Below are 24,523 nucleotides of genomic sequence, written 5' to 3' on the forward strand. Positions count from 1 at the left end.
GATCCGGTCCCCTCCCCTTACGCGACCGGTTTCACGAGCATGCGGCCGCGCATCTCCATGTGGAGCGCGTGACAGAACCACTGGCAGTAATACCAGTGCACGCCCGGACGATCGGCGGTGAAGGTCACCGACGCCGTGGCCTGCGGACCAACCTCGAAGGCGATACCGTGGTTGCCCAGGGTGAAGCCATGGGTCAGGTCGTCGACCTCGTCCATGTTGGTGATGTAGACCGTCACCTCGTCGCCCTGTGTCACCTCGAACTGATCGAGGCTGAAGGCCGGCGCGACCGAGTGCATGTAGACCCGCACCTTGTTGCCGTCCCGGATCACATCGGCTCCGTATTCCAGTTCCACGCCGTCCTTCTCGGCCTGAAGCCGCGCCTCTTCCCACAGGCTGTCACCGCGATCATAGATCGACACGGGGTTCACCTTGTCGGCGCGCACGAGGATACAGTCATGCGGCTCGGCAAAGGTCGGGCCGTCGTGGACAAGCGCCATCTTCTCGCCCGAGATGTCGATCACCTGGTCGTTCTCGGGTTTCAGCGGGCCAACGTTCAGGAACCGGTCTTTCGAGAACTTGTTCAGCGAGATCAGGAACTGCCCATCCGCCTCAAGCGTCTCGCCCATCGTGGTGTGGTTGTGGCCCGGCTGGTAATGCACATCGATCTTCTCGATGATCGGGTCCACGTCTTCGCCGTTGAAGGCCTTGATGGCGTCCTCGATGTTCCACTTCACCATTTGGCTGTCGAGGAAGAGCGTAGTGAAAGCATTGCCCTTGCCATCATAGGCGGTGTGAAGCGGGCCGAGGCCCAGCTGCGGCTCTGCGACCACGGCCGAGCGCGGTTCTGCCCCGCCGAAGACCTCGGGCAGCTTGGTCACGTCGATCACGGTCACCGTGGGCGACAGCTTGCCATTTATACACAGGTGGCGTTTGTCCGGAGCCATGTTGCAGCCATGCGGGCTGTTCGACACAGGGATATACTGGGTGTATTTCCCGGCTTCACGACCGTCGATGACCTTCACACCGTTGTATTCGGTGTAATCCCCGGCCGCGATGCCGGCCTCGATCGCCTTGATGTCGAAGATGACGACCCAGTCCTGCTCGTTCGCGGTCATGTCCGCCAGCGTGACCCCGTTCTCGGAGTTGTAACAGGTCGAGAAGGCATAGAGCCCGTCATAATCCGCATCGCAGTTGTCGAGGTTGCCGTTGACGATCACTTGCCAGGCGATCTCCATCGTGTCGCCGTCGATGGCGGTGAAGATCGAGACGTATTTCTCGGGCTCATCCAGCACGATGCCGTCGTTCGGCAGCGGGATGCGGTGTTCGCCGTTGGCGAAAACGTAGCCGGTGCGCGGGTATTTTTGCGGCCGCAGACCGTGGATGTCCGACGTGTTCGGAATCTCGATGATCTTGTCGGTTTTCATGATGTCGCAGCGGATGCGCGCGACGCGGGTATTCGCTTTGTCGTTGGCGAACAGGTAGCGCCCGTCATAGGTGCCTTCGGTAAAGGACATGTGCGGGTGGTGCAGGTCGCCGTTGTCGTAGGTCACGCGCCCCCGCTTGGCGAGAAACTCTTTCGTCTCCGGCAGAAGCCCCTCGGTCAGGATCTTCAGGCTTTCGTTGGTAGAGCCCCAGCCGGTCGCCGAGCAGCGGTTGAACACCGGGATACGCATAAGTTCACGCATGGAGGGCACGCCGATGATGCGCACCTCGCCCGACTGGCCCGAGGACCAGAAGCCGTAGTAGCTGTCCAGCTCGCCCGGTGCGACCTCAATCGAGGCCGTCGCGGCCGCCGCCTTGCGGGTCGACGCAAGCAGGCCCAGCCCGCTGCTCCCGGCGACCGTCGCGAGCGCGGCGACGCCAGCCGTCCCCTTGAAAAGTCCCCTGCGGGACACACCCTTGGTTTCTTCGCTCATTGTCTTTCCTCCTTCATTTGGCATTGGAAAGTTGGTTGGGATGACCGAGGTTCGGTCGTTCGGCATGGGCCGCGAGCGCTGCCGCCGATGCCGCGTCCTTGGCGCGCCGTTTGTCGGTCTTGATGACGACAGGACAGCGCGCGTGATCCTGGTAGAGCACCTGACAATTCAGACAGGAGATGCACTCGTTCGGGTTGATCTCGCCCGTCGGGTGGATGGCATCGACCGGGCAGTCCGTCGCGCAGAGCTGGCACGGGTTGCCGCATTCCTTGTAGCGTTTAAGCCAGCGGAACATGTGCAGTCGTGCGGGGATGGCGAGGCCACCGCCGAGGGGGCAGACGTAGCGGCAATAGAACCGCTCGATGAACAGCCCCGGCAGCAGGAAGGCGAATGCGATCAAGACGTAAGGCAGAGGCCGCGCGAATTTCAGGATGATCGCAGTCTTGAACGGCTCAACTTCGGCGAACCGCTCGGCCAGTTCGAGCGAATAGAGCGACAGGCCGAAGAGTCCGAGAAAGATGATGTATTTGACCGCCCAGAGCCGCTCGTGCAGGCCCCAAAGCAACGTCACCTGCGGCACCCGGAACCGGCGCGCGATCTTGTTCGACAGTTCCTGAAGCGCGCCGAACGGGCACAGCCAGCCACAGTAGGCCCCACGCCCCCAGAACAGCAGGGCTGCCGCCACGGCGAACCAAAGGATGAAGATCAGCGGGTCCATCAGGAAGGTGTTCCACTGGAAGTCACTGAAAAGAGCGTTCACCACCGCGAGAATGTTCACGACCGAGAGCTGCGCATTGGCGATCCAGCCGACAAAGACGAGCGTGAACACGAGGTAGGCGTTGCGCAGGATCGCGAAGGTTCGCGCGTTCCGGGTCGCGAAGGCCTGGAAAAAGAAGATGCCCGACAGGAGCGCCAGCGCGATGGCAAGAACGATCACCTGTAGCCGCTTGGTGTCCCATATCCGTTGCCAGAGCGCGTCGCGGGCGTCCGTGTCGGCCGCTACCGGTTCCGCCTGTGCGACGGGTTTAGAAGGAACCTCGCGCACATATGGGGACGGCAACTCGTAGCCCAGGTCATAGGTCAGGAAGACCTTCTCGATCGGACCGACGGCACGGCTGACGAGGAACTGTAGCCGGAAGGGCCTGGCCGGATCGAACCCAGACGCTGCGGGGACGATGAACAAGTCCATCTCTCCGAACTCCGGGGCGCCCTCGGCCGCGATCTGTCCGATGCGCTGATGCCCGCGATCGCGAAACCGATAGGACATCTCACCCTGGATCAGCTGGAAACGGTCGAAAATGCCGCCGCGCACGTAGCCCGAGCCCTTGAAGGACCATTCCCCGGCCCCGAAAACGGCGATGGCGTGGTCACCCGGTTCCAACCGTGCGGCCAGATTGCCCCAGCCCGCCTCGCCCAGCAGCGAGCGCCCAATGGCGGGATGGCTAACCAGCGCTGTCCGGACATCGACATAAGCCTCATCGGGTGCCGCTGTTTCCGCGTTTTTCTCCGTCCGCTGATCACCGAGCGCGGCGAAATCCGCATTGATTGTTCCGACATCCAGCATGAGGCGGCGAATGGCACCATTGCCGGCCAGCGTTTCCCAGTCAGTCACTTGACCGGCATCGGGGGCGATCTCTTTTCTCGGACCTGATGCGGACGGGGCCGCGAAACCGTCCAGCCCCAACGCGCGGGCAGCCTTCACGCCGGCCCTCAGGATCGAGTCGTCGATCACCATGATGGTGACCGTGGCCCCCGAGACGATTTCCAGGTCATCCGTATCCCTCGGACCCGCCACAGACCGCAGATCGAACCCGGTATAGTGGTCGATGACCGCCCGGATCTCGCTCTCGGGGATACCGACCAGAACGATCGGCTCCGAATGCTTGATCAGCTTCGCACCGGTCAGATGTGCCTCGGGCGAGAGGCCCACGAGTATGTGGATCGGTTTGCCGGAATACCCGGTCGTGGGCACGAAATCAGAGGTCAGGAACACCCAACCGATCGTGTCGCTCCCCTTCAGCGTCGGCACGAGCCCGTCGTCGCGTGGAACACCGAAGGCCTCGGCTCCAGGCACGAGCTCCTGGGGCTCTACAGCCTCAAGGAATTGATCCACCATAGGCGCCGCGAAGGCCTGAACAGCAATGCTCATCAGGACGGCCACCGCCCAAGCAATCTGGCGTATCGCGCTTCGCATCTTCTCGCCGCCTCACATCAGCCCAAACTTCTTTAGGCGTTGCTTAAAGGCAGGGCCGGGTGCGGAGTTTGCGATAGAGCAACGTTCTCGGCGAATTACGGGTGCGGTGAAACGAAAAGCGGGGCCTTGGGCCCCGCTCTCTCTTTATGTCTTTCTTTTGCACGCGGTTCAGGCGGCTGTGGTCTGGTCCGTCTCCGGCTCCTGCTTGATACCGCGACGGAAGGCGGTCAATCCCTGTCCCACCTCGCCCATGATCGAGGAAATCTTGCCGCGCCCGAACAGCACGATCACTACGACGAGGATGATCGCCAGACCCGGCAATCCGATATTGTTCAGCATAACGTCATGTCCTTTATTGCAATTACACCGGCACGTCGGCCGCGCCTAACTTCGCACGAAAGGCGAAGAACGCTGGTAGACATGCGCTTCCCTGCGGCTGCTGTCTTTGCGCTTCAGCAAACTCGCGAGGCTTCAGTCGCCGATCTGCCGTTCCATAAGAAAACTCTGGATCTCCTCCGCCGGTGAAAGACCGGGCTGCGTCTCGCCCTGAAGTTCCTTTGGCACGGTCCAGCCCGGTTCGACGCCGGTCATGTCCGGGAGCTCGTGCGCGATGCCCTTGTGACAATCGATGCAGGTTCGCTGACCGGACAGCAGGTATTCGGTGTGGATCTCCGCCGCGCGCGGAGATTGGCGGCTGAAGTCCATCGCCACTTCTGAATGGCAGTTCCGGCATTCAAGGCTGTCGTTGGCCTTCAGCCGCGACCATTCACGCTTCGCCATGACCAATCGGTGTTCCAGGAACTTCTGGCGGGTATCGATGGTCCCGAAGATCTTGCCCCAGACCTCTTTCGACGCCTGCATCTTGCGGGCGATCTTGTCGGTCCATTCGTGCGGCACGTGGCAGTCGGGACACCCTGCCCTTACCCCGGACCGATTAGAGAAATGGACGGTGTGCGACAGCTCTTCGAAGACGTTATCCCGCATCTCGTGGCAGGAGACGCAAAAGTCCTCGGTGTTGGTGTATTCGAGCGCAGTGTTGAAACCGCCCCAGAAGATCACCCCGCCAACGAACCCTCCCAGGGTCAAGAACCCGAGCCCAAGCGTCCCCGCGGGGGTCCACAAGACATTCCAGAACCAGCGGAAAGGGGCAAGTATCCAGCGCATGTCACTCACTCCCAGCGCCTGACGCGCCCATTTCAGACATGTCTGTGAAGGTATTGCCAATCAGTGCCGACGTATCGGCCTGTGGCACATGGCACTGAGTGCAGAAATACCGACGGGGGGACACGTCGGCGAGCATCTGAGCGTCGCGCGTCATATAATGCGTGATCGAGATCATCGGGGCACCGGACCCGAGTGAATGTTCGCGTTTGTGGCAGGACATGCAGCGGTTCGCATTGACCGACAGCTGGTAACCCTCGATCGAATGCGGGATCACCGGCGGCTGTTCTGGATAAGCCCGCATCTGGCGCACGTCGTCGGTCACATAGCGTTCCAACGGGGCGGCTGGCACAGGCTCCATCGGGTTAGGGGACGGTCCGGAAAGCTCCGGCACGTTCTGAGCAAGAACGAAGGTCGCCGTAAGGCAGGCGCCGAGGATAGTGGGAAGGCGAAGATGTCTCATCAGACCTTCTCCACGCGCACAGCGCATTTCTTGAAGTCCGTCTGTTTCGATATCGGGTCAGTCGCATCCAGCGTCACCTTGTTGATCAGCTGGCTGGCGTCGAACCACGGCACGAAGATCACGCCAGGCGGCATCCGGTTTCGACCGCGTGTTTCGACCCGACTGCGTATCTCCCCCCGGCGTGAGATCACCCGCACCTCCATCCCTTGGTTCAGCCCGCGTTCCCTGGCGTCGATCGCGTTCATGAAGACCTTGGCCCCCGGAAACGCCTTGTAGAGCTCGGGCACGCGCATCGTCATCGACCCGGAATGCCAGTGTTCCAGCACCCGGCCCGTCACCAGCCACATGTTGAACTCGTCGTCCGGACTTTCCGCCGGCGGCTCGTAGGGGACCGCGATGATGACGGCCCGGCCGTCGGGCTTTCCATAGAATTCCCACCCGCTGCCTGGCTTCACATACGGATCATAGCCTTCCTTGAAGCGCCACTTGGTCTCCTCTCCATCAACGACCGGCCAGCGCAGCCCGCGCACCTCGTCGCTTTGGTAGGTGTCGTAGGGCGCCAGATCATGGCCGTGACCGCGCCCGAAGGCGGCGTATTCCTCGAACAGACCCTTCTGGAGGTAGAAACCGAAATCCTTCGCCTCCTGGTTTTCGTAATCGTCGCGCACCTCATCCAGGGGGAAGGCATCGACCTGACCATTGGCAAAGCAGACATCGTAGAGCGTTTTCCCCCGGTATTCAGGATGCGCATCGAGGATTTCGGCCGGCCAGATCTCGTCTGTCGTGAAGCGTTTCGAGAACTCGACCAGTTGCCAGAGGTCCGACCGCGCCTCACCCGGCGCATCGACCAACTGGTGCCAGGCATGTGTCCGGCGTTCAGCATTGCCGTAGACGCCTTCCTTCTCAACCCACATGGCGGCGGGCAGGATGATATCGGCGGCCATGGCGGTAACTGTCGGATAGGCGTCGGAGACCACGATCATATTGTCGGGGTTCCGGTAGCCCTGGTAGGTCTCGTTCTGCGAGTTGGGTGCCGCTTGCAGGTTGTTGTTCACCTGCACCCAGTAGAAGTTCAGCACGCCGTCCTTCAGCATCCGGTCCTGAAGCACCGCATGGAACCCCGGCTTGGTGTTCAGCAAGCCGTGTGGCAGCTTCCAAAGCTCCTCCGCGTGGTGGACATGCTCCGGGTTGGTCACCACCATGTCCGCAGGCAGACGGTGCGCGAAGGTCCCAACCTCTCGCGCCGTGCCACAGGCCGAAGGCTGACCGGTCAGCGAAAACGGTGAATTGCCCGGCTCGGAGATCTTCCCGGTCAGAAGGTGGATATTGTAGACCATCTGGTTCGCCCAGACACCGCGGACATGCTGGTTGAAGCCCATGGTCCAGAGCGACATGACCTTGGTGTTCGGGTCGGCATAAAGCTCTGCCAGTTCCTCGAGAAACCCCGGTTCGACCCCCGACAGTTCGCTGACGTAGTCGAGCGTATAAGTCGATACGTGCTCCTTGAACGCTTCGAAATCCGAGGGTTCCATAAGCCCTGCATTGGCCGCACCCGTCGCAGCCTGCTGACGCGGGTCCTCGTCGCGCAGGCCGTAGCCGATATCCGTCTGCCCTTTCATGAAGGTCGTGTGCTTGCCGACGAACTCCTCGTTCACGCGGCCGGTCTGGATGATGTGGTTGGCAATGTAGTTCAGGATCGCCAGATCGGTGCCAGGCTTGAAAACCATGGGGATGTCGGCAAGGTCCATGGACCTATGCGTGAAGGTCGACAGAACCGCACATTTCACACCGGGCGTGCCCAGCCGACGATCGGCCAGGCGGGTCCAAAGTATCGGGTGCATCTCGGCCATGTTGGAGCCCCAGAGCACGAAGGCATCCGCATGTTCGAAATCGTCGTAGCAGCCCATGGGCTCGTCGATGCCGAAGGTCCGCATGAAAGCAACGGCAGCAGAGGCCATGCAATGCCGCGCGTTCGGATCAAGGTTGTTCGACCGGAACCCCGCCCGCATCAGCTTGGTCGCGGCGTAGCCTTCCAGCACGGTCCATTGACCGGAGCCGAACATACCGATGCTCTCCGGCCCCTTCTCCTTGAGCTGCTTCTTGACCCGCTCGGCCATCACGTCGAAAGCCTCGTCCCATGTAACCGGCTCGAATTCGCCGTTCTTGTCGAATTCACCGTTTGTCTTGCGCATGAGCGGCGTCGTCAGGCGGTCCTCGCCATACATTATCTTGGAGAGAAAATAGCCCTTCACGCAGTTGAGGCCGCGGTTGACCTCGTGCTGCATGTCCCCGTGCGTGGCGACGACCTTGCCCTCCTTCACGCCGACCATCACGCCACAGCCGGTGCCGCAGAACCGGCAAGGCGCCTTGGACCACTTGATCTTCAGGGCTTCGACACCGCCCGGAACCGGCTGCGCAAGCGCATCGTGTGGAATCCCTGCGGCGGATGCGGCGAGCGCAGCAGCCTGTGCCTTCAGAAGCTGACGTCGGTTCAGGTCGAGTGGCATATTGGCTCCTCCGTTTCGTCGGGTTCTTCTGCGTGTTCGAAAACCATGTTCGCCACGAGCACGCCGGGCATGAGATTGATCTCGGTCAGTCGGTCCCCCAGTTGACCAGTGCTGCCACCCTCGATCGTGATGATCAGCCGGGTCGCATCGCCACCGTGAATTTCCACCCCTTTCAGGCTCATGAGACCTTCTGCGACGGCATCGCGATGCGTGTTCCTGACGCTCACAACTGCGGACGAGACGTGCCAGCGCTCAGGCATCGGCGGGCTCCTTTCTCACGGCATGAATGGCATCTGCCGGGCACGGTGCGACGCAAGCGCCGCAGCCCGTGCAGGCCGACTGGTTAAGGACCGGCAGGAAAGGCCCACCGATCCGCGGTTGCATGGAAATGGCCTCCTCCGGACAGGCGTCCCGGCATGACATGCAGGTGATACCGGCCTGCACAAGGCAATCGTTCGAAATCACGAACGTGTGGGACATGCTCAGATCAACCGCAAAGACCGGCTCCTCGCAAACCTCCGCGCAGGTGCCGCAGAAGGTGCATTCACCCCGATCCGGAAAAAGGACCACACAGTCATCGGCAAGGCCGAGAACCCCCTCCGGGCAAGCCCAAACACAATCCCCGCAGCGCGTGCATTCACCAAGCGACGCCACGGTCACACCTGGCGGCCTCGGCCTGAAATCAGCCGGTCGAGGAGACCCTTTCAGAAGTTGGCGGCGGGATATGCTGGCTTGGGCTGGCATTCAGGATCAATGCCCGAGGGGACCCGGTGGACCGGCGATGATCTGATACATCCACACAAGGAAGCCATAACCGCCGACAACGCCCACGGCTACAATCGGCCATATGCCAAATGCGAGCACGAAGAACCTGAATAATTCTTGCCGCCTGTTAAGGATTTGAGGGCCATCTGGCGGATTGTTGCTGCTATCTATCATTATGCCCCTGCGATACTCGCCGCGATGCGAAAGCCGGATCGTTCCGGCCGATGCACGGTCTTGGAACTGTTGAAGCAAGCGCTCCATGAATCAGCATCTTGGATGCATATTGGCAGCTCTGCATGGCATCACGCAACCGTGAGGCGATGGAAAACTCAAAATGAGCGGAAACCATCTGGATGGTCTCTCACGCTCAACGATCAGGAAAGAAGAGAGCTGAGCACCATAAATCGGCCATAGCTTTACGAGCCTCAGTCAATGAAAAGTTGCTCGATCTGCCGGGCGAGAAGCCGCTGATGGCGGCGTTGACTTACTGGGCGCGGAGTCTACGCTGGGTGTCATGGTCAAGCATGAGAATCATTTTCGGTTTCAGCTTCTGAACCGCCCGGTCCCCCGGGCGGTCCGCGCATAGTCGCGTCCACGACCAACCGGGGCATCTCAAACAAATGCAACTTGAGATCGAGGGCTTTAGCGCCCCGGGAGAAATGGCATGTTCAACGCCCCCATACCCAAGCCGAGCCACTATGAGACTTTTCGCCAACGTGTGCGTCGTGCCACGAGCCGTCGGGGGTATTTCCTGACAACCAAAGACAGAAGTGGGATTCAGACCTTGCTTGACACACAGGGGACGCGCTTCGCCGCAAACCCACCGATGCTCCAGGGCTTTCTGCGACACAAGCTCAGGATTTCGGCGCATGTCAACGAGCCTGTCCCATCGGATCTGGCCATTTCAGGTCGACTGGTATCCTACATGATCAGCGGAGAAGGTGCCCGTAGCGGCGTCCTAAGTCTGGACCCACTCCCGCACCCGGGCAACATTCTCGTCACATCTCTGTTGGGAGCTACGCTTATCGGCATGCGGACCCTCCAAAAGGTCCCCCTGCTTCGGGAAGACGGCCAGATCGACACAGTGGTCGTGCTCGACGTCAGTCCAAACGCGACCTGATCCAGATAGTATTAGAAGAACCAATTTTCAGACTCCGCACATCTCTGTCGCGGCGAAGGAGAAACCAATGAACAAACCTCTGAGAACGAAGACTGCAACATCTCGCAGACCCAAAGTCGTCCTTGATGAGAAGACACTGAGCCGGCTCGAGGCCATGGCTGAAGCCGCTTATTCCCGCAATCCGATGATTGCGGACCTACTGCTGGACGAGCTGGGTCGAGCTCGCATCGTTCCAACACGGAAGGTGCCGAATGATGTCGTCGCAATTGGCCGAAACGTCACGTATCGCGACGAAACAACCGGCGAAGAGAAAACGGTTACGCCCGTATATCCCGAAGACGCCGACATCTCGGTTGGAAAGATATCCGTGATGACCCCCATTGGAGTCGCTCTCATTGGCCTCGCCCAAGGTGCCAAGTTCGCCTGGCAGACCCGCTCGGGCGAGGTCCGGGAACTGTCAATTTTGAACGTGGCGGATGTTGCCTGTGCAGCACCGAATGAGGGCTGAGATGCGACATCAGGCGAGAGGGCTGAACGACGCGCATGTCGCGCCCGGAGGGAGGTTCCAGCGGCATTAGGCACGCTGACACTCCTTCCGGGTCGGAAGTCGCGTGTGACTGCACGCCCTACCAAGAACGGAACGACAAGAGTGTCATAATGCGCTTCATACCAAACACCTGCCCCGCCTGTAAGGAATCCGTGCCGCGTGCCGCCGCCACGCGTTGCCCGAGTTGCCACCACCCTCTACGAGTTCCCAGCACCAGAACCGGGCATCTCTGTGTGAGATGCGGAGAGACTACTGTTCAACCGGCGACTTCTGCTGTCTGTCTTTCTTGCCGCAAGCAGCGTCCATCCCGGTTGGCAAAGGAGTTGGTGCAATGATCTGGTCCATCGCGCGCAGATTCACATGGCCACTTGGCATCATGACCAGCGGTGTGCTCATCGGGATCTATCGTCATGAAGTAGAACCATACCTCGGTTTCCGCGTTGAAACCGCCGGTTCACTACTGACCTATATCGGCGTAGCGTGGTTCGGCAGTCGTATTTTCGGCTTTGCCATGGATCACGGACGCTCACAAAATCGCCCCTACCCAAAACTACTCAAAGACTTGATGGCGTTTCTTTTCTTCTTTGCCGCTCTCTTCGCATCAGCTGCATCCATGCTGGAACAAGGATTAGTCGGCGCACTTGCTGGATCAAGCCTTATACTGGCCGTGCTCGGGTTCGCTGTCAGGAACGTCGTGGCAGACACCTTGTCAGGGGTCGCACTTGGCATCGAAGGCCCATACAGGATCGGCGATTGGGTGGACATCGATGAAGCTGCTCGCGGACGAGTCATCGAGATAGGATGGCGAACGACCAGGTTGCTTACTCTTGATTCAACCTACGTCATCCTACCTAACAGTCAGATCGCTCGGCGGCGTATTACGAACTACTCGGCACCCAAGCCGCAATACCGAGCACATGTCTTGGTCAAGCTGTCGCGGGTGGTTTCCGTAGAAATAGCGAAGGGCCTGCTGCTGGAAGCCACCGCTTCAGCGAAGCTCATTAAGTCAGAGCCTGCACCCGACGTGAAGGTAGTGGAACTTGGGCCGGTTACGACGACGTATGCGCTGCGGTTCTGGCTGACGAAATTTGAGACTGATGCCGACAGTCGCGACGAAGTTCTTTCTTATGTGGACAAGGTCTTGAGGCGAGCAAGAGTGCCGGCTCCATCGATGAATGTCGAGTTAGCTGGTTCATCGGAGGATTTTGAAAGCGGTGTCGCGCTTACGACAGAGCTGACCAAACTATTCAAGGTCAACCAAAACCAGAAAGCGCGATCAGAAGCATCGCATGGCGAAACACCAAAGCTATGCACTCGTCGACCTCAGATGGCAGCTGGAGACTTCGATTAGGGTTATTGTTCGAGTAACCCCGCTCGAACCCAAAAATGTCGCGGATTGACCGACGGACATACCTATCAGCGTTGCTCCCGCCATAGAGTGGATCGGAACCTCACCAACTGAACTTATAAGGCCGACAGCCAGGAGGCCGTTGCAAACACGCAAGCCATCCAAACTATATCTGACTTGCCTACCAATGGTTGCCAAATTTCCAGGTGCAGGATTGTCGGCGCAACGCGCGACCAACAGCTTTCGACGTAGCAATTGAATCAGCTGGCAAGGATATGTGATGCGCCCAGTATCGGCAAAAGCCAGAAACTGCCTGATATTAAACTGGTCGGTTACTGTGAGCCAGACGTCCTCTTCTCGACGAGAAGTATCAACGTTCTGCGATCTTATGGAATTCGTAACGTGTATCGGAAGTGTCATTTGCGTCCCCGCTCGGGGCGCAAAACCCCGGTTTCTCAGTGGAGGTTCTTGAGAAATCCCCGGGTGGTCGTTCAGATCAGAACAACACAGACCGCCCGGGGTTACGGGCGGTTCAGAAGCAGAAACCGAAAAATGATCTCAAACTTGATCATGACAGACATGCTTCAACCTGAAAGTCGGGTTGTCAACAAAGTTCACTGTTCGCCCCTGGACGGCACGACTGGAAAGGTGCTTCTCGACAACACCGTTCCATCCGTTGAAACGACGATGCGGAATGCCCGGTCACCTCGGTAGAACGTCATCCTGGAACGTCCCTCGTCTGTGCCGACACCGGTCTCGCAACGGCTGGTGATCATTCCATCACGCATCTCGGCCCGCACCGCCTCTAACGACACCCCAAAAGCATGCGCCAAAAGCTGCGCATCAACCACATATCCTTCCGCGGACAACGACACTTCACTCATTTCAGCCTCGCTTGCACCACACTCCGGCTCAGAGAGGATCCGCCTGTGCGCTTTCGCCTCGGCCTGCGCCAACAAATTGGTATTTACAATACCTATTAAAGCACATACTCCGTTAAGGCAAAGGCAAACAAGGATGCATTTGGATGGCACATGCACAGACATCCCCTGTCCCATCGATGCGACCAGCCATGACGGCCCGACTTCAAGCCGAAACTGGACTGGACGAAGCGGTCTTGCACGAACTTGTTCACGCGTTCTACGCGAAGGTCAGATCCGACGCCCAACTGGGTCCCATCTTCGAAAGTCGCATTGTCGATTGGGAACCACACCTCGACCGAATGACAGCGTTCTGGTCATCAGTAGCCCTGATGACGGGGCGCTACCATGGCGCGCCGGTTCCCAAGCATATCGGGCTCCCAGTCCGCTGGAGCCACTTTGAACGCTGGCTCAGCCTTTTCCGCGAAACCGCAGTAGAAGTCTGTCCACCCGCCGGGGCCGCGCACGTCATAGAACGGGCCGAGCGGATAGCACGATCTCTGAATATGGCCATCCAAGATGCCGATCGTGATGGCGTGCCCAGCCTTTCGCGAGCTGACAATGGTTGAAACCGCAAGAATTTCGATAGAGCGTGTTTACGATACCCCAGTAGACAACTCATGTGCACGTCTATTGGTCGATGGCATATGGCCACGAGGTGTTTCGAAGGACGAACTCTCGATCGATGCCTGGATCAAGAATGTAGCCCCGAGCGCAAACCTAAGGAAGTGGTTCGACCACGACCGGGAAAAGTGGGGCGAATTTCGAAATCGCTACCTCCATGAACTCGCAGATAACCGAGACGCAGTAGGCGAGTGCCTGGACTGGTGTCGAAAAGGTCCGGTCATTCTGCTCTACGCTGCAAAAGACCGCGATCACAATCAGGCTGTGGTTCTTCGGGAATATCTCACGCAACGGCTAAAAAGCACTGACGTGTGACAAGACCGCAGTCGAGCGCATTGCCCGATCGCTTTGCGCCAGGGCGCAGGAAAGGAGCACCAGTATGACAATTCTCTACCTGCTCATCCCGTTGACGATGGTGATGGGAGCCGTCGGTTTACTGACTTTCTTCTGGACGCTGAACAACGGGCAATACGACGACCCACAGGGCGATGCACAGCGAATACTTCAAAGCGAAGACCGCCCTCTTCTGCCGACGGCACGCCCGGACGAGGAGAAACTATAGGATGCTGCAACGCCTCACAATCGCGGAAAGACAGTTGGCGCTTGCCATTTCGATTGCGATCATTTTAGCAGGTTTGCTGATGGCGGCCGCCGGTAGCGGCGACCCAATGGGACCGCACGGTGCCATCGTAATGTTCGCGGGCGCGATCGTATTTCTTGCTGTTCTTCGTGTAATACAGGACCCTGAACCGCTCGAGAATAGAGCCGAAAATTACTACGACGACCCGACGCGCGTGGGTCTGCTAATATCGCTTGGTTGGGCGGTCATCGGGATGGGCATGGGAGTCTGGGTCGCAGCGCAGTTGGCCTGGCCTGACCTTCGCTTCGATGCAGCATGGTCAAGCTTCGGGCGTATCAGGCCGGTGCACACGTCTGGTGTAATCTTCGGCTTCGGTGGCAACGCTTTGATCGCGACATCGTTTCACGTCATGCAACGCACCAGTCGCGCAAGACTTGCTGGCCATGTCGCTCCTTGGTTCGTTCTTCTCGGCTTCAACCTTTTTTGCGTGATAGCAGCTTCAGGCTACCTCATGGGCGTCACTCAATCCAAGGAATACGCCGAGCCCGAATGGTATGCGGACCTTTGGCTCGTCGTGGTCTGGGTCATCTACTTCGTGCTTTATATCAGGACCCTCGCGCGACGGAATGAGCCGCACATCTACGTCGCCAACTGGTATTATCTGGCTTTCATACTCGTTGTGGCAGTCTTGCATATCGTCAACAACCTTGCTGTGCCTGCCAGTTTCGCCGGCGCCAAGAGCTATTCCGCCTTTGCAGGTGTCCAGGATGCGATGACTCAATGGTGGTATGGTCACAACGCCGTGGCCTTCTTCCTGACAGCCGGCTTTCTGGGAATGCTCTACTACTTTTTGCCAAAACGGGCTGAGCGGCCGATCTATTCCTACCGGCTATCGATCCTCTCATTCTGGGGCATCACTTTCTTCTATATCTGGGCAGGGTCGCATCATCTGCACTACACCGCTCTTCCACAGTGGGTGCAGACCCTTGGCATGACCTTCTCGGTCATGCTGCTCGTGCCCAGCTGGGCCAGCGCAGGAAATGCACTGATGACGCTCAATGGGGCTTGGCACAAGGTGCGAGACGACGCCACGCTGCGCTTTATGATGGTCGCTGCGGTGTTCTACGGCCTGTCGACGTTCGAAGGCTCGTTCATGGCCGTCCGTGCAGTCAACTCCCTGTCGCACTACACCGACTGGACAGTCGGCCATGTTCACGCTGGTGCAATGGGTTGGGTCGCGCTAATCACTTTCGGTTCAATTTACGCAGTTGTGCCGACCCTCTGGCAGCGCGAAACCATGTATTCTTGGAAATTGGTTGAATGGCACTTCTGGCTCGCATTGGCAGGAACGGTCATCTACGTCTTCGCGATGTGGAACAGTGGCATAACCCAGGGGCTGATGTGGCGCACCTACACTGAAAGCGGGACGCTTACCTACTCCTTCACAGACACGTTGGTTGCTATGCATCCCTACTATGTTGCCCGTGCTGCTGGTGGTGCTCTGTTTCTGGCTGGCGCAATCCTCGCGGCGATCAATGTCTACCTGACAATCCGTAATGTCCCGCAAAAGCGAACTGAAGGAGACTACCCAACGCCATCGGAAGCTACGGAACCGGCCGTGCCGGTCGCAGAGTAATCGAATGTTTCGAAAAATCCTTTCTCCTTTCGCCCGAATGTTCGAATTCCAAGCTCGAACCCACTACCGCGCCGAACGGCACTCGATGGCGTTGACGATCGGTATCATTCTTGCGGCTGGCGTCGGAGGGTTTGTTGAAATTGCGCCGTTGTTCACGATCGACGAAACTGTCGAAGCAGCACCGGACATGCGGCTATATACGCCTCTCGAACAGGCTGGGCGCGACATATACATCCGAGAAGGGTGCTATGCTTGCCACAGTCAAATGATCCGAACGCTCCAGGACGAGGTGGATCGATACGGCCCGTATTCCCTGGCTGTTGAGTCACAGTATGACCATCCCATGCTCTGGGGCTCCAAACGCACCGGCCCAGATCTGGCCCGCGTCGGTGAGAAATTTTCGGACGAATGGCAAGTCCAGCATCTTATCAATCCGCGCGCGGTCGTGCCGGAATCTGTCATGCCGCAATACGCTTTCCTTCTCGAGAACGAGCTCGATGTGGAAAGCCTTCCTGCTCGACTGCATGCTCTACGCAGAGTCGGCGTGCCATACACCGAGGATCAAATAGACAACGCGGCAATTGATGCACGCGGCCAAGCCCGTCCCGAAACAGAGGCAGCCGACGGGGTTTTCCAGCGTTTCGGTGATGACACCAACGTGCGGTTCTTTGACGGCCGCCGTGATCGCGTTACCGAGATGGATGCGCTCGTCGCGTATTTGCAGATCCTTGGCGGCCTGACTGATTTGCCCTCGCAAACCCGATCTCTGGAAGGAGATTGACACAATGGATATCACCCACGACCTGACAAGTGTCATCGCCAAGTCCTTCGGATTATTCTATCTACTCACCCTCTCGATCGGCATCGCAGCTTACGCATTCTGGCCTTCTCTTGGCAAACGCTTCGAGAGAGCCGCCAACAGTATCCTTGACGATGAGGACGGACCATGTCGGTGAAAGAACGCGATCCGTTGACCGGCCACCAGACTACGGGACACGAGTGGAACGGGATAACCGAACTCAATACACGCGTGCCGCGTGCGATCTGGTTCTTCATCATTGTGACCCATGTATGGGCGTTGTTCTACTGGGTCCTAATGCCCGCCTGGCCGACGGTAAACACCTACACCAAAGGTCTTCTGGGCGTGGACCAACGGCAACAGGTCGAAGCGCGAGTCACCGCAGCAGATGCCAAGCGCTCCTCCTGGTCTGATCCCATAACTTCGTTGACGCTGGACGAGGTCAGGTCCGACCCCACCTTGATGGCTCATGTCCAACGAACCGCCCCTGCCCTATTCGGTGACAACTGTGCAGCGTGCCACGGTGCGCAGGCTCAGGGCGGTCCCGGCTACCCCTCTCTCGTGGATCAAGCCTGGCTCTGGGGAGCGGACGATGAGACGGTTCTGGAAACCCTCCGGGTTGGCATCAATGCGCCACACCCTGAATCTCGTTTTTCACAGATGATGGCATTTGGGCGAGATGGCCTTTTAGACCGTGAACAGATCCGCATTGCCGCCGACTACGTGCAATCTCTGTCGCGACCAGCTGAAGAAATCAATGCTGACCGGCTCACTGCTGGTGCCACGCTCTTCGCCGAAAATTGCGCCAGCTGTCACGGCGAAGATGGCACAGGGTCTCAGGACCTCGGGGCACCCGATCTGACAGACGAGCACTGGATCTACGGCGGAGATGAAAATTCGATTTATGATACGATTTTCCATGGCCGCCAAGGCTGGATGCCGGCTTGGGAAGAGCGCCTGAGCGAAACGGAGCGGCGCATACTGACCATCTACCTTGGTCAACTGAAGGAGACGCACCATGGCGACTGACAGGACACGAATGTGGCTCACACTCGGTGCACTGACGATCATTTCGGTCTTCGTCCTTGCCAACACCCATCTTGTGAAGGTTTCACTGGCGTCGCAGCCCGCATGCATTGCCGTTGAGACAGAAGGTGCCGCGACGTATCGCGCGGCGAAACCGTCATGCTGAGCGACAAGCTTGCCCCTCCTCCGCCTGACAATCCACACGATGCGGGAATGATCCCTAAAGTCGTTCCACCTTTGCCACGCCAGAGCAGTCATGCCCGCAATCTGCCTTGGCGCACTGCTTTTTCATGGATCAGTTCCGGGTGGCGCGACCTGTGGTCCAATCCAACCCCCAGTCTCGCATATGGTTTCGGAGTGTTCCTTTTATCAGCGCTTGTGGTCTGGTGCCTTTTCCGGCTGGACTTCGACTACGCGCTGCTTCCTGCTCTGTCTGGTTTCATGGTGCTCGGACCACTCATCGCCAGCGGCCTATACGAAAAGAGCCGAAGGTTGGAGGTAGGCGACACCACAAGGTTCGCTGGGATGCTCCTTGTCCGACCACGGTCGGCTCGTGCTGGCTTCATGATGGGAGTTTTGCTACTCGGGCTCTTCCTACTTTGGATGCGCGCAGCCGTTTTGATCTATGCGCTGTTCTTCGGCATGGTCGCTTTCCCCGGCATAATGGAAATCCTACCAATGCTGTTTCTCACTCCGACCGGATGGAGCCTGCTGATGGTGGGGTGTATCGTCGGAGCACTCTTTGCAGCTTTCGCTTTCGCCATTAGTGCCTTCGCTTTTCCCATGCTCTTGACCGAACGAACAGATGCTATGTCTGCACTTGGCATCAGCATGGCTATGGTCTGGAATAATTTGTCTGTGATGCTGGCATGGGGCGCGATCGTGGTCGTGTTGTTCGCCGCGTCCATTCTCACATTTGGGCTTGCTCTGATCATCATCTTCCCACTCCTTGGACATGCTACCTGGCACAGCTATCGTGAGATACGAGGTCGCGAAGAAGTGGACCATGATGATGATCGAATGTTCGTGCGACCGGCGTGAGTGCTCAACCTGCTTTTTTGGAGCCCTTCGCCTAATAAGCATCAGCCGTAGTTCCCAGGCAACGTCTCGGAGATCTTACGGCGCGGTAGCCTTGCACTAACTTTCACACGAACGGCATGAATTTTTGAACCTGTCGGAATTTATTGCGTTCAATTTTTGACAGCTCGCAAGGCATTACGAAGCGCCTTCCGCTCCTCGAATTCACCAGTCACATCTCGCATTATAGCGGCGATCATTTTTATTTGCCCGCCGTTATCGAAAATCGGCATAATCGAGAACTGAACCGATATCTGAACGCCGTCCTTACGGGTCGCGGGAACCGACAGAAGGTCGCCGGCACCATAACGTGTCCGACCTGTCTTCATTGTTTGCTCATAGCCTTCCCAGTGACGGGCACGAAGCCTTTCCGGCGTAATAATGTCGAGTGACTGACCAATTGCCTCCGACGCTGCGAAGTCGAAGATCCGCTCAGCACCCTCGTTCCAGAAGCGAATGATACCATCCCTGTCGGAAACGACGAGTGCGTCCGGCATTCCATCAATGAGAGCGCTTGCCAATGCCTGCTTCTCTTCACTCACGCTCGAACTCCCTTCCTGCCTCAGTTATGATCGCGTCGAGAGGTATGTCATGTGGTTGGGGGAAAATTGTGGAGACACGGGCCGAGGAGAACCCAACGCCAATACTCAATGGCTTAGGCAGTGTGGCACCGAGGGTCCGGTCGAAATATCCCCCGCCGTATCCCAAACGATAACCTTCAGCGTCCCAGCCAACCAAGGGTGCGATGACGATCTGAGGGTGCAGCTCAGGTTCGGAGGCTGATGGAACCGGTATGTTCCAGCGCCCTCTCGTCATGCGCGTTGTCGGACACCATTCCCTGAAGACGAGCGGCCCGGCCTTCCGGACAACGACAGGCAAAGCAATCTGCCAGCCCTGCCCATGCAGATCATGCATGAGCAAGCGCAGGTCCGGCTCGTCTTTAATCGGCCAAAATAGGCTTACGATTTTGACGGTTGCCGTAGAGCGCTGTTCTGCAAGCAGCTCGGTAAGATGAGTAGTGAGGGCTTTCGCTACGTATTGCTTGTTCTGTGAGCGCATTGCCTTTCGCTCATTCAAAAGGCGCTTACGCTCGGCTACACGCCATCTGGCCACATCTCGCGCCTGTTGCGGGTCCACAGCCAAGGGATCGAAGTAGTCCGGAGCGACTTCTCCTGCCAAGCATGGGGGAGAAGAGAAACCGCCGACACACTTGAAGCCTTCAAAGTCATCAGTCATCGTGATTTCCTTAAAAATCCAAATGCCACACGGCACAGATGGTCGCATTCAACTCATCTGATACATATAGTAGCGTGGATGACTCGAATAGACACCTAAAATACCAATTCATGGATGTAGGATGCGTTTGACCTCTTTCACCGATTATGGGCTGCGCATGCTGATGCGGATGGGCAGCGCTCCGGAGCGCGCGTTCTCCACCGCTGAGCTCGCTCAGGAGTTCCAACTCTCGCGCAACCATCTGACCAAGATCATGCAAAAGCTCGCGGGTGCCGGGTTGGTCCAGACACGACGTGGCGGCGGCGGAGGAGCAAGGCTTGCCCGACCACCAGAGGAGATCCGATTGGGTGACATCGTCCGGCTACTGGAAGAAGGCCAGGCTCTGGTCGAGTGTTTTGAGCCTTCGGGTGGCGATTGCACAATAGATGGAGGGTGCCGCTTGAAGTCACGGCTCCGGGTGGCGGAAATGGGCTTTATCGACAACCTGAACCGGTCAACACTCGCGGATATCACCCTCACTCCGATTGAGTGACATTGACGATGGCCATTGACCCACCAAGGCCGAAGCAATAAGTCCGCTTCACGGGGTGATGGCGTCATCCCGTTTCCCATTCAGACCGTCCTGGACGCCCGGACCTGTTCGCGCATCGTTGCCGATGCAGAGGAGGTTTTTCATGGCTTTTTTAGATGCTGTTTCCACACGCGAAATCGATATGGATAAGCGCCTCGGTATGCTCGCGATGTGCCTTGCTATGGTGTTCCTGCCAATCGGGGATGCGATCTCAAAATCACTGACAGCCTATGCCGCCCCCTTCGAGGTGACCGTATGGCGAACGGTCGCCCAAGCGGCATTCTTCTTGCCAGGAGCCGTGTTACTTCGCCGTCATTTTCGTGGTTCGATCCTATCGCTCGGATCGCTGTTGTCCGCGTGCCTGATCTTGACAGTGACACTATCTTTGATCACCGCCTTTGCATCGATGCCGATCGCGACGGCCATCGCCATCTTTTTCGTAGAGCCATTGCTGCTCACGCTACTTGCAGGTCCTTTTCTGGGAGAGGTTCCCGGATGGCGTCGCTATGCCGCTGTAGGCGTTGGCCTCATCGGCGCTCTTGTGGTGATACGGCCGAATTTCGCCACCTTCGGCCCGGTCGTTCTACTGCCGCTACTGGCAGCGCTCGCCTATGCCATGAACATGATCGTCATGCGAAAATCCACGCGAACAAGATCCGCGCTAAGCTTTCAGTTTGGTGCTTCGATGATCGCAGGAGGTCTTTCGCTGCTTGCGGTCTTGCTGGCGCAGGGGCTCGATATTGACACAACAGGCCTCGCCACCCTTCCTGAATGGGGGCCGTGGGCATTGGCTTCTGCGGGTGCGCTTGCTCTTGTGACCTTCATGATGATCACCTTCGCATTCAGCAAAGTCGAGGCGAGCCTTCTCGCGCCGTTCCAGTATCTTGAGATCGTAGGGGCAACTGCGGTTGGCTACCTGTTCTTCAATGAAGTCCCTGATGGAATGACCCTATTCGGAACGGCGATCATTCTCACATCGGGAGCATACGTGTTCTATCGCGAACGTGTTCGCGGCGTAGACGGCGCGGCCACCCGCCCAAGTGAGCGTTAAGGCAACACACCGGTTCCATCGCTACCGCGACGCATAGCAGTGGCGATGGTTTCCAGATGGTCGCGCATCGATCTTTCGGCAGAATCCGGATCGCGATCAAAGATGTTCTGCACCACCTGAGAATGCTGCTCGCTGTGTAACCCAACAAACTCACCAACACCAAGCCGCCTATAGGTCTGGTCCCATTCTCTCTGCCAGGCGGCTCTCCGGCGAGCGTCAGCAAGGTGGTCGAGAAGCCCGACGAGTATTGGGTTTGCAGCGACTTCGGCGACACCGTGATGAAACCTGGCATCCGCCGCCTCAGCAACTGAGCGAGTCGCCACGGCACGCCCCGCGTCCACCAGCTTTTCCAGATAGCGGGCATCTGCCCGGGTAGCACAGCGCGCGGCCTCCGCAGCGATGGCAGGCTCAATCATCAGCCTCGCCTTCATCAGCTGCTCGGGCGAGACGGCATGGAGAAGCACCGTTTCCCGCACCGGATGTCCCAGAGGAGCTCGCCCGCGAAAGGTGCCCTTGCCGACCTTACGCCAGACCTCGCCTTCTGTTTCCAGCCGAGCCAGCGCGAACCTAACCGTTTGTCGGCTACTTCCAAGCATAGAGGCAAGGGCTCGTTCAGTGGGAAGCTGGTCGCCCGGGTGCGGCGCGGCTGTTTCTATCAGTTCGCGCATCCGGGTCAGCGCCGCGTCTTTAGTCCACCGTGTCATGATATCCCCACAGACCAATTTGCAGACCAAAACACAAATAGGCAACACCCGTCTCGTGATTCTCGTTCTCGGAAACTACCCCATGCTCACAACTCTGGTCCTAATCATCGCTGGCCTGGCAGCCGGGGCTTTGAACGCCGTTGCCGGCGGGGGCACATTTCTCTCTTTTCCAGCCTTGGTGTGGGCAGGCATTCCTCCCATCATGGCTAACGCGACGGCGACACTGGCAGCGCTGCCTGGTTACATTAGCAGCGCCTGGGCCTTCAGAGATGATATTCATGCCAGCGACAGCCTTCCCTTGCTCATGGTCATTGCCATCGCATCCCTTGGCGGCGGCTTGGGCGCAGCCCTTCTGCTTGCTACACCCGGAACCGTTTTCGAGGGGATTGTTCCTTGGCTACTGGCTTTCGCAACTGTGATCTTTGCCCTTGGCCCTCGTATCACGGCCTCCATGCGAAGGCGTGGTCGCGCCAAGACAGGTCTTGGCGCTGCGACGATTGTTCTGCTTCTCGTCGCAACATACGGTGGCTACTTCAACGGAGGCGTCGGGATATTGTTACTCGCTGCGATGGGGCTGATCGGGCTTACCAACTTGAACGAAATGAACGGCCTCAAGAACCTGGTGTCCTCAATTCTCTCGCTCGTCTCGGTCATCGTCTACATCGGCGCGGGTTTGATCGCGTGGCAGCACGCGCTTGTTTTGGGCCTCGCTTGTGCATCCGGCGGTTACCTCGGTGCAACTATGTCACGGCGAATAAGAAATCCTACTCTACTCAGAGCTTTCATCACCGTGGTCGGAATTACGATGACCATTGTTTTCTTTTTACAATAGGTTGGAGCTTACGAGTATGGCTGAGGGCGAAAGCAGCACCGCGTCTTGATCACCTTGGTTTCGAAGATCGGTGAACGGAATTCGCAGAAGATACTTCGCTCACTGGTCAGCCGATACACTGTGCCCCATAAAGCCCCCCGTCGGCTGAGAACCTTGGCCAGACGGATGTCGATATCCTTCGGTTCGAGAACGGCAAAATTGTCGAGACTTGTGACCTCCGCGAAAGCTTGCCAGGAACGGCAGCACCAATATCTGACGATAGGGCATGGCAAACGTGCCCACCAAAGCCCGCGACCTTAATCGGGCGCGAACCACGATCCTACGGCTTTGACCCAATGGCCCCATTCACCGTTGCGCGCGAGGTCGCGAGGCTTGTCCGAACCACGCAGGCCGCCCGTGATATGCACCACGATAACAGCTACGGTGGCTCATCGGCACGGCCGGTCTGGTTGCGACGATCAAAGGGGCCACGTGGAGGGACACTGGATGAAACACTATGTCGCTTCCGGCGTCGGGCACTTGACACCATATACTTGTGTTTGCTATTATTTATATTATTATCAATAAGTTAGCGTAGAATCCTACCACCCCAGCCATGACTTCCAAAAAATCCGGCCCTGTTAATGGGGGAGCCGTTGATCAAGCGGCCAGCCTCCCGTGTGCACGCAGTCGTGGTTCACAAAGTGGTTCACACAGGCGCAAATCACGCGCATCGAGCCCGGGCCGTCGATGGGGTCTTCATCTCGTTCGCCGAAACGAAATTTCTATTTTCGCCGACGTTGGCCAAAGTCTCTGCGTGACGTGCGGGCACCTGAATTTTGCTCGATCTGGCTCCGAAAAGATATCCTCGCCGAAGCGGTAAGGCGATCAGCTGATATCCTCGCTGCAATAGAGGCAGGAGAGAAGCACATGCTTTCGGAGCTGGCAGACGCCCCGATCAACAAATTGCGCACCAAAGTCTTGGTCCGCGACCAGGTGCGCCTGGGTGTCGCCGGGATGCTGGCCCGACAAGAAGCCTGCTTCGATGAAGAGGAGAGCATCGGCTATCTGCGCGACTTGGAGAGAAAACAGAACAGTGTCAAAGTCGCGCTGCCACGCCGTAGCCGGACCCTTGCAGCGGAACTCGGTGCCAGCACAGCCCCCGTTGCAAGTGTTCAGCTGGAGGATCTTAAGCATCCCGTTGTCGCAAGAGAATTGCTGGCACATGCGCGCGTCGTGATCGCGGCTTGGGCCGCAGACTAGAACATCGAGCGTCCACATTCGGCCTTGGATTATCAAACCCCGGCTGACTACGCGCAGGCGCTGAACACCGCAATCGCCTGCCTTGCTGCGCGAGATGAAAGCTCCGCGCGTCGGGCGATTACTCAACTTGCGCCGATCGGCGTAAACGCCAACCGGGCTCAAGTCGTAGCCGGATGACAGTTAAGTGGCAGGTCAGAAATCACC

At 58.2% G+C, this 24,523-nt stretch carries 25 protein-coding genes and 1 pseudogene; 13 read left to right on the forward strand and 13 right to left on the reverse strand.

Annotated elements, in window-relative coordinates; genetic code table 11:
• Positions 1–17 precede the first annotated feature (17 nt).
• The 9 genes from nosZ to napE form a co-directional block, all read right to left on the reverse strand.
• Positions 18–1,916 (reverse strand): TAT-dependent nitrous-oxide reductase, encoded by a 1,899-nt coding sequence (gene nosZ / locus FGK64_RS02985; protein WP_138862309.1) that lies wholly within the window; start codon positions 1,914–1,916, stop codon positions 18–20.
• A gap of 13 nt (positions 1,917–1,929) precedes the next feature.
• Complete coding sequence (locus tag FGK64_RS02990) at positions 1,930–4,065, reverse strand: NosR/NirI family protein (protein ID WP_246057658.1); 2,136 nt, start codon at positions 4,063–4,065, stop codon at positions 1,930–1,932.
• Positions 4,066–4,278: 213 nt separating this feature from the next.
• The gene (locus FGK64_RS02995) at positions 4,279–4,449 is read right to left on the reverse strand and encodes a twin-arginine translocase TatA/TatE family subunit (RefSeq protein WP_138862311.1); all 171 of its coding nucleotides are present in this window, start codon (positions 4,447–4,449) and stop codon (positions 4,279–4,281) included.
• Between the two features lie 132 nt (positions 4,450–4,581).
• Positions 4,582–5,274: a NapC/NirT family cytochrome c gene (locus FGK64_RS03000; protein WP_138862312.1), complete on the reverse strand. Its 693-nt coding sequence runs from the start codon at positions 5,272–5,274 to the stop codon at positions 4,582–4,584.
• A 1-nt stretch (position 5,275) separates the two neighbouring features.
• Complete coding sequence (locus FGK64_RS03005; protein WP_093450916.1) at positions 5,276–5,734, reverse strand: nitrate reductase cytochrome c-type subunit; 459 nt, start codon at positions 5,732–5,734, stop codon at positions 5,276–5,278.
• Positions 5,734–8,241 (reverse strand): periplasmic nitrate reductase subunit alpha, encoded by a 2,508-nt coding sequence (gene napA / locus FGK64_RS03010; RefSeq protein WP_138862313.1) that lies wholly within the window; start codon positions 8,239–8,241, stop codon positions 5,734–5,736. The genes FGK64_RS03005 and napA overlap by 1 nt, the downstream gene beginning before the upstream one ends.
• Entirely contained in the window at positions 8,226–8,501 is a 276-nt protein-coding gene (locus FGK64_RS03015) for a chaperone NapD (RefSeq protein WP_138862314.1), read from the reverse strand. The genes napA and FGK64_RS03015 overlap by 16 nt, the downstream gene beginning before the upstream one ends.
• A complete protein-coding gene (locus FGK64_RS22820) occupies positions 8,494–8,985 on the reverse strand; it encodes a ferredoxin-type protein NapF (protein ID WP_138862315.1) in 492 nt (163 codons plus the stop codon). The genes FGK64_RS03015 and FGK64_RS22820 overlap by 8 nt, the downstream gene beginning before the upstream one ends.
• A gap of 6 nt (positions 8,986–8,991) precedes the next feature.
• Positions 8,992–9,267 carry a periplasmic nitrate reductase, NapE protein gene (gene napE / locus FGK64_RS03025; RefSeq protein ID WP_342773929.1) on the reverse strand — a complete coding sequence of 92 codons (276 nt, stop codon included), beginning with the start codon at positions 9,265–9,267 and terminating at the stop codon, positions 8,992–8,994.
• Between the two features lie 926 nt (positions 9,268–10,193).
• Here napE and rnk point away from each other — a divergent pair.
• Together rnk and FGK64_RS03035 are read left to right on the forward strand one after the other, a co-directional pair.
• Positions 10,194–10,634 (forward strand): nucleoside diphosphate kinase regulator, encoded by a 441-nt coding sequence (rnk, locus tag FGK64_RS03030; protein ID WP_138862316.1) that lies wholly within the window; start codon positions 10,194–10,196, stop codon positions 10,632–10,634.
• Between the two features lie 370 nt (positions 10,635–11,004).
• A complete protein-coding gene (locus FGK64_RS03035) occupies positions 11,005–12,024 on the forward strand; it encodes a mechanosensitive ion channel family protein (protein ID WP_246057659.1) in 1,020 nt (339 codons plus the stop codon).
• Between the two features lie 611 nt (positions 12,025–12,635).
• Here FGK64_RS03035 and FGK64_RS03040 read toward each other — a convergent pair.
• The gene (locus tag FGK64_RS03040; protein WP_093450898.1) at positions 12,636–12,905 is read right to left on the reverse strand and encodes a DUF6522 family protein; all 270 of its coding nucleotides are present in this window, start codon (positions 12,903–12,905) and stop codon (positions 12,636–12,638) included.
• A gap of 597 nt (positions 12,906–13,502) precedes the next feature.
• Here FGK64_RS03040 and FGK64_RS03050 point away from each other — a divergent pair.
• The 7 genes from FGK64_RS03050 (at position 13,503) to FGK64_RS03080 (ending at position 18,647) form a co-directional block, all read left to right on the forward strand.
• The gene (locus tag FGK64_RS03050) at positions 13,503–13,880 is read left to right on the forward strand and encodes a DUF488 domain-containing protein (RefSeq protein ID WP_093450893.1); all 378 of its coding nucleotides are present in this window, start codon (positions 13,503–13,505) and stop codon (positions 13,878–13,880) included.
• Between the two features lie 64 nt (positions 13,881–13,944).
• Positions 13,945–14,127 carry a cbb3-type cytochrome oxidase assembly protein CcoS gene (ccoS, locus tag FGK64_RS03055; protein ID WP_138862318.1) on the forward strand — a complete coding sequence of 61 codons (183 nt, stop codon included), beginning with the start codon at positions 13,945–13,947 and terminating at the stop codon, positions 14,125–14,127.
• A gap of 1 nt (position 14,128) precedes the next feature.
• Positions 14,129–15,781 (forward strand): cytochrome-c oxidase, cbb3-type subunit I, encoded by a 1,653-nt coding sequence (gene ccoN, locus FGK64_RS03060; protein WP_138862319.1) that lies wholly within the window; start codon positions 14,129–14,131, stop codon positions 15,779–15,781.
• Positions 15,782–15,785: 4 nt separating this feature from the next.
• On the forward strand, positions 15,786–16,562 hold the full coding sequence (ccoO, locus tag FGK64_RS03065; protein ID WP_246057660.1) for a cytochrome-c oxidase, cbb3-type subunit II: 777 nt from the start codon (positions 15,786–15,788) through the stop codon (positions 16,560–16,562).
• Between the two features lie 4 nt (positions 16,563–16,566).
• The gene (locus FGK64_RS03070; RefSeq protein ID WP_093450887.1) at positions 16,567–16,737 is read left to right on the forward strand and encodes a cbb3-type cytochrome c oxidase subunit 3; all 171 of its coding nucleotides are present in this window, start codon (positions 16,567–16,569) and stop codon (positions 16,735–16,737) included.
• Positions 16,728–17,609 carry a cytochrome-c oxidase, cbb3-type subunit III gene (gene ccoP / locus FGK64_RS03075; protein WP_138862321.1) on the forward strand — a complete coding sequence of 294 codons (882 nt, stop codon included), beginning with the start codon at positions 16,728–16,730 and terminating at the stop codon, positions 17,607–17,609. The genes FGK64_RS03070 and ccoP overlap by 10 nt, the downstream gene beginning before the upstream one ends.
• A gap of 156 nt (positions 17,610–17,765) precedes the next feature.
• Positions 17,766–18,647: a DUF2189 domain-containing protein gene (locus tag FGK64_RS03080; protein WP_210236534.1), complete on the forward strand. Its 882-nt coding sequence runs from the start codon at positions 17,766–17,768 to the stop codon at positions 18,645–18,647.
• Between the two features lie 149 nt (positions 18,648–18,796).
• On the opposite strand, the gene FGK64_RS03085 is transcribed toward FGK64_RS03080, so the two are convergent.
• Both FGK64_RS03085 and FGK64_RS03090 read right to left on the reverse strand, forming a co-directional pair.
• Complete coding sequence (locus FGK64_RS03085; protein ID WP_210236535.1) at positions 18,797–19,225, reverse strand: PAS domain-containing protein; 429 nt, start codon at positions 19,223–19,225, stop codon at positions 18,797–18,799.
• The gene (locus FGK64_RS03090; RefSeq protein WP_138862322.1) at positions 19,218–19,919 is read right to left on the reverse strand and encodes a 5-formyltetrahydrofolate cyclo-ligase; all 702 of its coding nucleotides are present in this window, start codon (positions 19,917–19,919) and stop codon (positions 19,218–19,220) included. The genes FGK64_RS03085 and FGK64_RS03090 overlap by 8 nt, the downstream gene beginning before the upstream one ends.
• Positions 19,920–20,040: 121 nt before the next feature.
• Here FGK64_RS03090 and FGK64_RS03095 point away from each other — a divergent pair, with 121 nt between their 5' ends.
• Together FGK64_RS03095 and FGK64_RS03100 are read left to right on the forward strand one after the other, a co-directional pair.
• The gene (locus tag FGK64_RS03095) at positions 20,041–20,451 is read left to right on the forward strand and encodes an Rrf2 family transcriptional regulator (protein WP_138862323.1); all 411 of its coding nucleotides are present in this window, start codon (positions 20,041–20,043) and stop codon (positions 20,449–20,451) included.
• A gap of 142 nt (positions 20,452–20,593) precedes the next feature.
• A complete protein-coding gene (locus FGK64_RS03100; RefSeq protein ID WP_244525516.1) occupies positions 20,594–21,541 on the forward strand; it encodes a DMT family transporter in 948 nt (315 codons plus the stop codon).
• On the opposite strand, the gene FGK64_RS03105 is transcribed toward FGK64_RS03100, so the two are convergent.
• Positions 21,538–22,245, reverse strand: coding sequence for a FadR/GntR family transcriptional regulator (locus FGK64_RS03105; RefSeq protein ID WP_138862324.1), 708 nt, complete (start codon positions 22,243–22,245; stop codon positions 21,538–21,540). The two genes, FGK64_RS03100 and FGK64_RS03105, sit on opposite strands and share 4 nt — an antisense overlap.
• Positions 22,246–22,327: 82 nt before the next feature.
• Here FGK64_RS03105 and FGK64_RS03110 point away from each other — a divergent pair, with 82 nt between their 5' ends.
• Together FGK64_RS03110 and FGK64_RS03115 are read left to right on the forward strand one after the other, a co-directional pair.
• A complete protein-coding gene (locus FGK64_RS03110) occupies positions 22,328–23,077 on the forward strand; it encodes a sulfite exporter TauE/SafE family protein (RefSeq protein WP_093451336.1) in 750 nt (249 codons plus the stop codon).
• A gap of 1,197 nt (positions 23,078–24,274) precedes the next feature.
• A pseudogene (locus FGK64_RS03115) lies at positions 24,275–24,496 on the forward strand (integrase core domain-containing protein); the annotation flags it as partial.
• Positions 24,497–24,523 lie beyond the last annotated feature (27 nt).

The organism is Arenibacterium halophilum, assembly GCF_005938225.1.
In the GTDB taxonomy this organism is placed as follows: domain Bacteria; phylum Pseudomonadota; class Alphaproteobacteria; order Rhodobacterales; family Rhodobacteraceae; genus Arenibacterium; species Arenibacterium halophilum.